Source organism: Streptomyces sp. NPDC001027, assembly GCF_040299045.1.
GTDB lineage: Bacteria > Actinomycetota > Actinomycetes > Streptomycetales > Streptomycetaceae > Streptomyces.
This window is the reverse complement of the sequence record NZ_JBEPBI010000090.1, coordinates 18098-30137: the sequence shown is the minus strand read 5'-3', so window position 1 is coordinate 30137 and position 12040 is coordinate 18098. Positions and strand designations below refer to the sequence as shown.

6 protein-coding genes and 1 pseudogene are annotated in these 12040 nt (G+C 69.5%); 2 read left to right on the top strand and 5 right to left on the bottom strand.

All coding sequences use genetic code 11. The features are described 5' to 3' along the window. Positions 1–143: 143 nt before the first annotated feature. The 4 genes and pseudogenes from ABT300_RS44530 to ABT300_RS23750 all read right to left on the bottom strand — a co-directional run. Positions 144–311, bottom strand: a pseudogene (locus tag ABT300_RS44530) (transposase); the annotation flags it as partial. 3 nt (positions 312–314) lie between these two features. Further along, the gene (locus ABT300_RS23760; protein ID WP_351679078.1) at positions 315–3152 is read right to left on the bottom strand and encodes an RNaseH domain-containing protein; all 2838 of its coding nucleotides are present in this window, start codon (positions 3150–3152) and stop codon (positions 315–317) included. Beyond that, on the bottom strand, positions 3149–6523 hold the full coding sequence (locus tag ABT300_RS23755; protein WP_351679076.1) for a pPIWI_RE_Z domain-containing protein: 3375 nt from the start codon (positions 6521–6523) through the stop codon (positions 3149–3151). Before ABT300_RS23755 ends, ABT300_RS23760 begins: the two co-directional genes overlap by 4 nt. A gap of 2 nt (positions 6524–6525) precedes the next feature. Next, positions 6526–7719, bottom strand: a complete 1194-nt coding sequence (locus ABT300_RS23750; protein ID WP_351679073.1) for a restriction endonuclease-related protein — start codon at positions 7717–7719, stop codon at positions 6526–6528. A 657-nt stretch (positions 7720–8376) separates the two neighbouring features. Here ABT300_RS23750 and ABT300_RS23745 point away from each other — a divergent pair. Beyond that, positions 8377–8538: a hypothetical protein gene (locus ABT300_RS23745; protein ID WP_351679071.1), complete on the top strand. Its 162-nt coding sequence runs from the start codon at positions 8377–8379 to the stop codon at positions 8536–8538. 74 nt (positions 8539–8612) lie between these two features. Here ABT300_RS23745 and ABT300_RS23740 read toward each other — a convergent pair whose 3' ends face one another. Beyond that, a complete protein-coding gene (locus tag ABT300_RS23740; protein WP_351679069.1) occupies positions 8613–9836 on the bottom strand; it encodes a hypothetical protein in 1224 nt (407 codons plus the stop codon). Between the two features lie 144 nt (positions 9837–9980). Here ABT300_RS23740 and ABT300_RS23735 point away from each other — a divergent pair, with 144 nt between their 5' ends. Beyond that, positions 9981–12011, top strand: a complete 2031-nt coding sequence (locus ABT300_RS23735; RefSeq protein ID WP_351679066.1) for a helix-turn-helix domain-containing protein — start codon at positions 9981–9983, stop codon at positions 12009–12011. The last annotated feature ends 29 nt before the right edge of the window (positions 12012–12040 follow it).

Sequence of the window (12040 nt, the reverse complement as noted above, 5' to 3'; positions counted from 1 at the left end):
ATGCTTGTTCTTTTCACTTATTTGTCGGGGTGTTGTTTGGCCCCCCCCCGCCCCCGCCCCCCCGCCCCTGGACCGGTGCCGGCACCCCCCTTTTTTTTTGCGCGGACGTGAGATCCATTCACGCAGGCCTGTGATCAGTTGAGTCGGCCGGCCGCGTTCAGCTCGAAGAGCAGGATGCGGTGCAGTTGGTCGAAGACCCCGGCCTGCTGCCATCACTTCAGGCGACGCCAGCAGGTCCGTCCGGAGCCGTACCCCAGCTCCAGCGGCAGCAGTTGCCAGGCGATGTCGTTGTAGAGCACGTACAGAATGCCTTATCAGGGGATGTACTCCTCCATAAGCTTGCCCAGGTGCAGGATCATCGGCAGCCGGGTCGCCTTGCTGGTGTGCGTGTGGAAGCGGCGCAGTGTTTGCACGTACAGCGCCAGCTGGTCCGGATCGTCGCCGTCCTGGAGGAAGGAGGCGTGGATGTGCAGCGAGGTGGGGTTCTGGCCGTTCCTGTTGTCGTTGTCCGGCCCGGACAGCTTGCTCACGCCCTTGGGTAGTTGGCTGGTGTCGGGGCGGGGGTTGATGGCCAGGTAGCCGCGATCGTTCCACCGCGCGACTCCGGAGAACCGCCCCCATCCGTATGGCAGTTCGGGCAGCGCCGCGACCGACTCCGCCTCTGCGGCATCACCGCCCACGCCATCGCTCGCGCCTTCGCCTGCTGCGCCTTGGCCCTGGGCGGCTCCTAGGTGGGACTCCGCATGGTCCTGGCTGTCGCCGGCATCCTCGATGTCGGCGACAGGCTCGGCCGCTTCCGGGGCCGGACCGATGCCGAAGCCGTGGGGAAGCTCGTTGTTGTCGTCATTGATCCGCACAATGCGCAGGCCCGGCAGGCTCGTCGGTGTGCGGGGGACGGGCACCGCTTCGGGGTCGGTGAGCGAGGCCCCTGGCCACATGAGTGCGTCGGCGGTGATGTGCTGGTTGGACAGCCAGGGCCAGAACCCTTTGTTGCGCAACGTCGCGGCGCGGGCGATGAAGAGTCGGTCGTGGGTGTCGTCCTCGGCGAGCGCGCCGCGCAGGAAGCGGGCAAGCGTTTCCTGGTCGGTCCGCTTCACTTTCCCGCGACCCTCGGCCAGCGCCGCGGGAAGCAGTTCGAGAGGGATCTCCGGTTCGACGGGGTGGTTCTGGCTCGGGATCAGCTGACCGGTCGCGGTGCCGTCGGTACGCATCCGAAGCAGCATCGGAACGAAGTGAGGACCTGCGTGGGCCAGCCACAGCGCGGAAACTTCCAGCGCTGAGGTGCCGAACAGCGGTGGGAGCGTGGGGAGACGGCCCAGCTGCCTCAGCAGGTCCAGCACCGCGGCGGTGATGCGCTCGATGTCCTGCTTGCGTACCTCGGTGTTCTCGAACGGGTGCAGGCCGGTGCTCCTCGCGGCCGGGTTCGGGTCTCGGTTGACGGGCTTGATGATCTGGACCAGCCGGTTGCACCGGGGCGGCAGGGCGTTCTTCAGCGGTTTCTTCGGGTCCTCCAGCCGGGCGGCCTTGTAGTAGCCCGGGCCCTCCAGCTCGATGAGGCAGCCGACCGGGCGGTCCTCGGGCGGGAACGCGTCCTGCCACAGCCGGGCGCGTTCCTCGAGGGCGGCCTGGCGGGCCCGGCGGCGCTTGTCCGGGTCGCTGTCGGTGGCCTTGGACCAGCCGGCCAACAGCAGCCCGGGCTTGACCAGGCGCAGCCGGACACTGAACTCGTTGCCGCGGTAGCAGCCCACGACCGCGTCGCCACGGTGGGCAGTGGTGATGTGCTCCAGGCCCAGGATCCGGGTGAGCACGAGGTGGACGGCGTCGGCGGTGCGCGGCGTCGCGTGCCACAGCTCGATCGGGTACTCGACGCCCGCCTTGGTGCGCTTGTTCGGCAGCCGCCGCGAGTGCGGCTTCACCTCCGCCGCCGGGGTGACCGGCACGAGGTGGTGCTTTTCAAGGGCCGGGGCCAGGGCTTCGAAGACAGTCAGGTGGTCGATCGGCTGGAAGCCGGTCCCGGTGGGATGCCCACCGGTCTCCCGCGTCCCATCGTCGTTGTTGTCCTCGTCGTCTTTGAAGTAGTTGTAGCCGGTGCTGTGCTGCAGAAACGCCCGGGGCTTGGGTGCTTGGTCGCCCCCGGGCTCGCTCGGGGAGGCGTAGCGGGCCGGATCCTTGCGGACATGGTCAGGCAGCGGGAACAGGTCGGGGCTGGGGAGCCGTGACAGGATCCGGGGCAGGCCGGGCTTCCACGTCCACCGCATCTCGTCCTTGACACCGGTCACGGTGACCGGGGCGCGCAGCAGCGTATCCCGCTCGGTGTCGCGCAGCACGCCGCTCGGTGCGTACAGCAGCATGGTGGCGGTGGCGGGCTCGTACTGGCTGCGCCTTGGGATATAGGCGGGCTGGGTGGCGGCCATGCGCGCGACGTGCGGGACTACCCGCAGCAGCAGCCGCTCGTCGTGGGGGAGTGTCACCACGTTGAAGCGCAGGTAGTGGGTGCTGTAGCCCTGCTCGCCGCCTCGTGCCAGGCGGGTCGGCGGCCACAGGAACACTGACCGGTCACCGTCGGGCGAGGCCGGGCCCATGATCCACGAGGATCCCTGGTCGGTGTCGCGGCCACCCAGTCGGCAGTTTCGGTCGACCCAGCTGGCGGCAAGAAATGTCGCCAGCATCTTGTAGGCGGCCTCGCTGGGCTCGGCGGTGCCGTTCGGTCGCACGCCGCGTTCGAGCAGGTCCGGCCGGGCGGGCTTCCACTGCAGCTTCAGCGCATCGCCGATGACCTCGCCCCATGGGACGTCGGCCTGGTGGGGGGCGACGTGCCCGCAGACCCAGGCCTCCAGCGCGAGTGCCACCACGGTGGTGTCAGCAAGCGGGCGCATCGCGCGCAGCCAGGTGCCGACGCGCAGGTCGGTGGAGACAGCCAGCAGCTGCGGCTCCAGCTCCAGCAGCAATTCCGTGAGCGCCCACGTCGGCAGGCGGTCCTTGTGGCGCGCTTTCGGATTGGAGGCCCAGGCCCGCTCCAGGCGGGGGAGTAGATCGCTGGGGAATGCCGCGCTGTGCAGATCGCACGGCCACCACTCGTCCGGTTTCGCGGCGAACAGCGGGAACTGGATCCCGCTGAAGGAGATTTTCGGTCGCTTCGGTCGCTCGGTCATCGGCCCCAGTCCATAGTCTCGAAGAGGTTGTCCAACAGGCCCCAGGTCGCACTCGCGATCTCGTGCTCGAGTCGCCGCCCAGGCAGCGCGCCCGGCTCCGGGGGATCGAGCAGGCGATTGATCAACTGCCGGCCGGCGACCAGCACGCTGGTGCGGTCGGTGTCCTCGGCCGTCTCGCGCAGGCTGGCGGCCCGGGGCGCGAACGCGGCGTCGATCAGGTAGATCCGGGTCGGCACGTTGCCGCGGATCGTGCGTCCGAGCGTCTGGTACAGCTGCACCATCAGGTCGCTGACAAACGCCCGCCGAAGGTCGACGCGGGCAAGGCGGGAGAAGAACAGCGGCTGCCCCATCAAAGTCAGCCACAGGCCGCGGGCATCGGCGCGCAGCAGTTGGGCCTGCTTGCTCAGGTTCACACCCGGGGCCGTGCCGTCCACCGGGTCCAGCAGTCGCTGCATCGCGTACTGGTTGAGAACGGCGAGCGGGAACGACAGGTCGTCGGCGGGCGGGTGCAGCCTGGCGAGGTAGAACAAGGCACCGAACGCCGCCACCCCCCGTCCGTTGAGGACGTTGTGGCCGCGCTGCAGCGATCCCTCCGGGGCGAGCATGACGTCGGCGTCCGTCGCGGCGAAGCGCCCGATCCGCCGGTAGGCCAGCCCATACCGGCCAGGGGCCTCGGAGTCGGGTGTGACGTGGCGGGCCGCCAGGCGGGTCTTGAGGTTCATGTGAAGTGCGCACGCGGCCGCGTCCTTGCCGCTGAGTGTGACGAACGCGAGCCGCTGACGATCGGGGTCCAGCCGATCACGCACCTGGTCGACCAGCGACCTGGAGGCCCCGGGCGCGGGGTTGCAGATCGCGTCCAGGACGGCGCGCAGCGCGTCCTCACGCTGCTGGCGGCCACCGGCGCCGGATACGAAGATGCCCTTGTGGTCGCCGGGTCGGTACTGTGGCCGAAACAGCATCCTGCTCTGGCGCAGCGCCTGCGCGCACGGCTCGGGTTCGCGCAGGATCAGCTGTGGAGTGATGGCCACGTGGTAGCGCGCTGAGCCGGGCATCCAGCTCGTGGCAGAGGTGAGCACCACGTTGGGGCCCTCGATACCCTCGCATCCCAGCAGGTCGTGCAGGTGGTAGAGCAGCCAGCGGCCCACCCCGCGCAGCCACAGGATCTCCAGCGAACCGCTGGTGCCGTCCCGGTTCGGTTTCCACTGCAGGGCCAGCATGTTGCCCATGGCCTGCTCCGGCACGAGCATCTGCAGGTCGGGCGGCGGCTGGTGTTTGAAGAAGCTGTCGGCCGCCTCCATCGGCATCTGCTTTTGGACCGCGGGCAGCAGCGAGTTGGCGCCGAAGAAACTCGTGGTGATCCGCGCGGACCAGATGCCGGCCATGAGCAGCCGTACCAGCTGCGGAAGCATCTGCTCAACCCAGCCGCTGACGTTCCCGTCCTTGTCCTTCGGCGCGTGTTCGAGTAGCCATCCCTCGGCCGCTTCCTTCCCGGACCATTCGGTGTCGTAGCCGGCCGTCATCGCGGTCAGCAGGCGGTCCAGGTGACCGGGAGGCGCCTTGAACGGGTCCCGGGCAGGCGGAGCGAGGAACTCGTCGAAGAATCGGTCCGCGGCCTCTTCCTCCTTGGCCTGGTCCGGCCGCTCCTGCAAGGTGGTGATCCCGTGCAAGGACCGGGCCAGCCGATTCAGCAGGGAGAAACCGCTGAACGGGCCCTCCGCGACGATCTCCGACAGCAGATCCTCGCCGCCCCGGCCCCTGCCGCTCCCGCCCTTGTCCTGGCTCTTGTTCCTCTTGTCCGGCGGAGTCACCAGCAGCGGGTACAGGCCGGCCAGCGCCTGATAGTGCCGCAGCATGTAGCCCTGGTAGCGGCGCACATCAGGGTGGGTCAGCGGCTGATGCCAGGCGGCGTCGAGACTGTCATGGCAGGCGATCGCCGTGCGGGCGCTCCAGCCACCGGGAAAGGTGAGTGGCTCCTGCAGCATGAACCGCTGGTCGAAATCGCCCATCACCTTGTCGGCCTCGTCGACCAGCAACAGGCCCAGCTCGTGCTGGATCGCCTCGATCTGCCGCGCCCGGTAGGAGGAGCCCTCCATCCTGCTGCTCACCAGACCGGAAGATGTCATCACCCACACCTGCGCATCCGGGACCGCGCGCGCTGCAGCCTGCTGCGGGCACACGTGCGTCAACGGGCAGTCGTGCAGCTCGCGCTTCTTCGGCAGCTTCAGCCGCCCGCGGCAGGGGAAGTCCTCCTCCCGCAACGGCGCGTCACCGCGCCCGGCACCAGTACGCAGCGGCTCGAGCAGGCACATCGACGTGGTGAACTCCGCCGCCGGATCCAACTCCGGGCCGGGCAGCGCGTGCCCGGCGTCCACGTCGTACAGCTCGTCGCGCCAGTAGCTCTCCACGTGGCGTTCGCGGGTGGTACGGCCGATCAGCGGGACCGCGCGGATCCCCAGCGCGCGCAGGAACCGCACCTTGGCCAGCGCGGCGCTGATCGACGGCATCACGTAGCCCACCCGCAGTCCGCGCTGGACACCGATGAACGCCAGCCCGTCCAGCAAGGTGCTCTTGCCCGCATTCATCAACCCGACCGTGTGGGCGATCCCATCGACGGTGAACACCCCCAGGCCGTCGACGAGTCGCCCGGCCGTTTGGTCGACACGCGAGAACGTCATGTTCTGAAAGCGGCGCTCGAAGTCGCGGTCACTGATCTGCGGGTGTGACTCCAGGGCCCGGTCCATCTCCTTGAAAGCCTGGGCCAGATCGTCGCGGGTGACAGGAAACGGTTCCCGGACGCGGCTCGCGCGCGCAGCGAGCCGTACGGGCGGCGGGGCGACCTGGATCCAGGACGGGATTCGCAGGCTCTCGACCGCGCCGTCGCGCCGTTTGAAGAAGCACTCGGCGCCCGGCGGCACCGGTTCGTGAGCCGGCTCGATGTCGTAGGGAACCGCGTCGGTGAGCGCAGCCCGGTAGACGCCTTCTCGCTGCGGAAGATGCGGCGAGGGGTACCGCTCGAAGAGGGTGTGGTTGAGGACCCGATGCCCGGGCGGGCCAGCGGTGGTGAACATCCGCAGCTCGACCGGGACTTTGCGATACTCGTTCAGCCGCTCGCGCCACTGGCCGCCGCGCGCCGCGTCGCCCATCCGAAGCCGCACCCGCCGGACGACCTCCAAGCCCGTCGGCCCCAGGTCCGCATAGTGGTTGAGCGCCGTCCACAGTGCGCCGACCGGCTGCCCGGTCAGGTGCTGCTCCAGATAGAACAAGCCGAGCTCGAGCTGGCAGAACTCCGCCGGCGACAGGTCACCCAACCGTGCATCCAGGCTGGTCTGCTGGAGGTCGGTGACCAGGTCCTCGTACCACTGCGAGCCCATCCTCACCACGGTGTGCCTCCAAGAGCCCGGGCACGGGCCTTCGAGACGAAGTCACCCTCGGAGATGACCCGGACGCCGTCGCTGCGGCCCTGCATCTCCCGCTTGAGGTCGTCGACATAGTGCTTCTGCTCAAACCGGTGCTGGGGCAGGATCAAGAACCGATACCGTGCCCGCATGCGCTGGTCCCATTTGAACGAGCGCCCCAGCATCGTCGCGCTCGTGCAGTCTTTGGCGTCCCCAGCCCACCACTCGGACCGATTCGGATCATCCGGCGCGGCCGGATCGCGGAACTCCACGGCGACGTCGCAGGCGTCCATGCCCGGCCACTTGTGAAGCCGCGCCCGCCCTTCCGGGAGATGCCGAAGCGCATCGAACAGGCGCTTTTCCACCAAACCCGGGTCGTGCATGCAGACCCGCACGCCGCGGTGCTGCACGTAATAGCCCTCCAGCACCTTGAGCTGCCTGATTACCGGAACCCCGGTACAGCCGGGCGTCCCGCACATCTCAACGCCCTCGTGCAGGGGGTTGCCGCAATCGCTGCAGACCCGGCAGGACGCAGACCCGCCGGTCTTGCGGTACTGGTAGGCGGCGTCGAAGAAGTCCCGCACATACAGGCGCCCGTGACGGTCCACCTCCCTGAACCGCCCCGTGAGCTTATTCAGCTCAAGATCGGATACCACCGGCGTCTCGATCAGGAACAGCCGCAGCGCCACATAGGCCTGCTGGACCTCCTCCTCCGTGCGCCCGTGCAACTCCGCCGCGACTTGCAGCTTGGCGAACGCCCGATTCTCCGTGAGCTCAGCCTCGACGTCCGACCTGGGCGCGAGACGGGCCGCCTCATCCGCGAACGCCGACAATTCCTCGCCGTCGATCAACAGGCTCTCTGCGTCGCTGTCAGAGACATCCAGTCGCACAGGCCAGCACCCCAGCGGCAGTCGGCACCAGGCGAACACCTCCATGTCGCTGACCGGCGGATTGCTTCCCTGCTCCAGCGCACGCCACCACAACCGTGTCACACCCGTGCGCCACGCCTGCGGGAGCAGGCCGGTCGTGGGCTCCGCCCCTTCACGGACGCGCTGGCGCTCCCACAGGATCCGTGCCAGGCCGGCCGCCAGCAGTTTCAACGTCATGTAGTCGTCGGCGATGTTGCTGCCGACCTCGGCCAGCCGCTCGTCGGCTGCCTGGTGCACCGTCACCCGCGCACCGTACACACACACTTACGAACAGCAACGTTTCTGTTGTTGCAGGTCACCCCGTGGAGTACTGAGAGATGAATGTGCAAGGGTGAGTGTGGTAAAGCGACGATGGTCGAGCCTGGTCCACAGCAGCGGCCGCTTCGCTCTGTCACGGTTCTGGACGCTCGCCGCAATGACGTGGACGGTCAGGGGCAGGCCGAGACTATCGGTGACGATCAACCTCTTGTGGTCCTTCAGCCGCGGGGACCGTGTCGGCAGTGCGGACGGACTGCGAGTCGATCAGCCCCGCGCCTTGCTCGGCGTCGCCAGTGACCTGCTCGGGCACATGTCCGACAGCGATTCGGCTTCGCCGAAGCTTCGACATCGTCAGCCGTACCTCCAAAGTCGCCGACCCCCCAAAGCGACTGTCCGGGAGAGAGGAATTCCAGGCATCGCTCGCCTTGGCCCTAGCACTCGCCGCACTGCATTCTCGCAGCGGGCCGGCTCTCGGCTCCCTGTTCCTTGTCGAGAGCTTCGCAGCCCTCGACACCACTGCACTGGACTCGGCCCTCAAGGTGCGGTCGGCCCGGCCGGCGGCGGCGCCCGCGAAGTCGGCTTCGGCGCCGACGGCGCCGCCCGCGGTGACCTTGCACCTAGTCCGGCAGCGACCGCCTTGTCATGGTGATCAGCCACCTGCACGCCGTCGCTGAGGCCGTCGACGACGTGCTGTTGGTGGAGCACACCGCTGCCGGGTCATCCGCGCTCTGGCTCACACCGGACGAGCGCGAAGAACTGGCACAGGCTGATCTGGCCAGCGGCCTGCAAGCACTGGCACGGTAGTTCGGCCACATCGTGCGGTGTTCCGCCCGGCAACCTCCGGTTCGCTACTGCGTCCGGGATGCTGGCTCGGCGCTTCAGCGGTGGCGCAGCCGGGCCAGGAACCTGCGCCAGCGCCGCCACCGGCGCGGTCGGCCTTCCCGGGCGACGGCCGGTTCGGGATCAGGCGCCAGAGCGGCCGCCGCCGGGCTCTGGAGAGTCTGATCCGCGGCGGAGATGGTGCTGTCGGGGGAGGCAGCGGTGTCGGCGGGAAGCGGGAGGGCGAGTTGCCGCGGTCGGGCGGCGGCGAGCCGGGACTGCTGCTGAGCGTAGCGTTCGCGGGCTTTGCCGCGCCGGTACGACTCGCGGCCGGACTGAGCCGCTTCCAGGTCGGTCATCGCGGTGACCGCAGCGCCCAGCAGGGTGGGGGCGGCCAGGGCGCGCAGGGGCAGGGGCAGCAGGCCCCACCAGGCGGCGTCGTCGGCGGGCCTGGGCTGGCTGATCTTCCAGTCCCGCTGCCAGGAGGCTGCCGATCCGCTCCAATCCTCTTCGGCCCGGGGCGGGTATGTGATCGAGTGGCCGCCGAAGGGCAGCAGCAGTGTGCCGTCGTCGCGCCAGGCCACGGCGAACTGGGCTTGGGCCAAACGCCGCTGGCCGGAGGTGGGGCTGATCTTGTCGATGCGCTGGTCCTGTCGGCGGGTACGGACCTGGACTTGGCCAGCCGCTCGGTAGTGGGCGCCGTCATGGCGGTCGAACAGGACCCACTGCCGCGTTGCGGTGTCTCGGTCGGCCAGGATCCGGTCGGCCTGGTGGTCGCTCAGCTCGCCGTGGGGAAGGTGGATGACGACGCCGCCGGAGGGGGCCTCCAGCCGCAGTGCCAGCACCGGCATCACCTCCGGCTCGGCGGTGGCCGTCACCGCCGCCTGGATGCGTACTCCGGGCGCGGCGGCAGCGAGGCGCTCGGAGAGAGCCTGGGTGTCGGTGACGGCGGCACGCACACGGGCCAGATACCCGGGGGTAGCCGGGCAGCGGTCGATCTCGTGCCGGTTGTGACGGAAACGGGCGGTGAAGTCCGCATGGTCGCGGGGCCCGCACAGCTCCAGCGTCCGCCCGCACGCCAGACAGCTGTAGCGGCCGGAAGCCTGCCCGCGCGGCAGCACGCGGACGCTGTCCGGGGCCTGGCGAAGGTCGACGAGCAGGCCGGTGACGGTGTCAACGGCTATGTCCCCGTGCCTGGGGCGGCGGCGGCCGACACGAGGTACGGCGCGGGCAGGGTGGCGGACGACGGAGGAACGGCGGCTCGCAGTAGCGGCGGTGCGCATAAGTCAGCTCCCGGTAACGCAGTTGGGGTTGAGCGGTATGCCTTGAGCGTGCGGCGGCCGGGAATTGTCCACACCACCGACGGAGGGTTCGCGCAGGTCGACTCTGGACATTGCTTGGTATGTCCTGGACAAATGAATGCGCTGATGGGGGCATGGATGGCGGGTGGGGGAAAGCGGGGCCGCAAACCGGCCGCGATCCGGGCGGAGACGCCCCAGGCGCGGGCGTTAGCCGAGTTCCTCAGGGAACTGCGCGAGAAGTCCGGCAAGACCTACGACGACCTGGCCAAGGAACTCAGCTGGTCCCGCTCAAGCATCGGCAACCACCTGTCCGGCACGGTCCCGACGATGGATGTGGTGCTGAAACTGGTCGAGGCCACCGCCCCAGCCGGCCAGCTCGAGGCGATGAAGACCCGGGCGGTCCGGCTGTGGGAACGGGCGACCAACCCGCCCGCCGGGGACCTGGCCGTGCGGCGGCCGCCCCCGGGTGCCGCGCCGGCCGCCGCACGGTTCATCGCCGAGGGCCGCGGACGCCTGGCCCAGGCCGACGCCCACAGCCACCGACTGGCACAGGACCTGGCCACCGCCCAGGAACTCGTGGTTCTGCTGACCACTCTCAACGCCCAGCTGCGGGTCCAGATCGAACAGCTCGCCGCCGTCTCGCCGGAGAGCGAGAACACCGGCCAGGCCCAGGAGAAACTCACCCGCGCCATCGAGCAGCTCAAGCAGACCGAACAGGACCTCACCGAGGCCCGCCAGGCCCGCAACGAAGCGGAGAAACTCGCTGCCACCGCCCGCCACCGTTGCCTGGAACTGGAAGAAGAACTCGCTCTCCTCCGCCTGGTCGGCCCCGCCAAGGAAGAGGCCGCCGCACCACAAGCGGAAGAGCCCGCCCCGGACTTGGAGCAGACAGCATTCCTGGCCGACCCAGCCCAGGCCCTGCGCACCGCACGCCTCCTCCTCGACCAAGGTCACGCGCTGCGCACCGAAGTGGCCGGCCAAATGGGACTGGCGGCCACCACCGCCGCCACCGACATCACGGTGCGGCGCAGCGAGCGCTGGCACACCGCCACGACGCTGCTCGGCCGCACGCTCGGCTGCCTGATCACCGCCGCCGGCGCCTCGCTCCACCTGGTAGCCCTTGCCGCACACGCCCCCGGCTGGATCGTGATCACCGACCCGGTCGCCCTTTCCGGGCTCGTCCTGGTCGCCGAACCCTGGCACCTGACCGCGCGCCTGTGGCCGTGGCTGCGCGCCGCTGCCCGCCGCGAACCCCTGCCCCGGCCGCTGCCCATCACCTACGCCACGCTCGCCCCCCGCGCGCTGCGCTGCCTGACCGCGGCCCTCGCCGCCGCCGGCGCGGTGGCGAGCGTGCAGGCCGGCATCTCCTGGGGCCCGTGGTGGTGGCTGCTCACGGCCCCCTGGACGATGCTGTTCTTCTCGATCACCGTCGTGGGCTACGACCCGGCTCTGCGGCGCACCACCCGCGCAGCCCTGGCCGACCTCACCGCCGACCTGCGCGCACCCAAACTGTCCCCGAACCATGCCGCCGAACTCGCCAAGAAGCAGCCCTGGCTGCGAGTGATGGACGCGCAGTGGATCGACCGCCGCGCCGACGAACTCCACACCGTCCTGTCCGGCAAATGGCGCGAGACTCCTGCATGGATGTGGATCTGCCTGACCCCGATCGTCCTACCCGGCCTGTACGGCATCGGGGTCGGCCTCGCCCAGGCCGTCGGAGCTCTCGACCTCGGCCACCACGCCCACCTGGCGGCGCGCACCGTCGACGAACCGGTCACCCGGTTCCTCCACGCCCATACCGCCGGCCTCCCGCTCACCCCCGGGGCGGCGCACGCCCTGTGGATCGGCCTCGGCATCCTGGCGCTGGTGCTCTCCACCGTCGTTCGAGCCTTCGCGGCCCGGCTGACATGGACACTGTGGGGGATGGGCACCGTTGCGATGACGTGGTTTGGGACCGGACAGGCCGCCCGGGGCACCGCGGCCGGCCTGGTGGCCGTCGTCTGGGGGCTGGTGTCGATCATCGCGCTGAACGGTGTCGGACAGCGCCCCCGGATCACCACGATCAACCTCTTCGGCGATGTACGTGCTGCCACGCAGTCTGAGAAGGACACAGACTCGGTAGAGACCGGCGCCGGAGAGAAGACAGGCCGCGAATGAGCCAGGCGTTTACGCGCAACGCGCGCGGC

Bases quoted from the DNA above. Each gene is read 5' to 3' on its own strand.
- ABT300_RS23755 (WP_351679076.1), bottom strand. From the start codon at position 6,523: ATGGGCTCGCAGTGGTACGAGGACCTGGTCACCGACCTCCAGCAGACC.
- ABT300_RS23760 (WP_351679078.1), bottom strand. From the start codon at position 3,152: ATGACCGAGCGACCGAAGCGACCGAAAATCTCCTTCAGCGGGATCCAG.
- ABT300_RS23740 (WP_351679069.1), bottom strand. From the start codon at position 9,836: ATGCGCACCGCCGCTACTGCGAGCCGCCGTTCCTCCGTCGTCCGCCAC.
- ABT300_RS23745 (WP_351679071.1), top strand. From the start codon at position 8,377: ATGGTGATCAGCCACCTGCACGCCGTCGCTGAGGCCGTCGACGACGTG.
- ABT300_RS23735 (WP_351679066.1), top strand. From the start codon at position 9,981: ATGGGGGCATGGATGGCGGGTGGGGGAAAGCGGGGCCGCAAACCGGCC.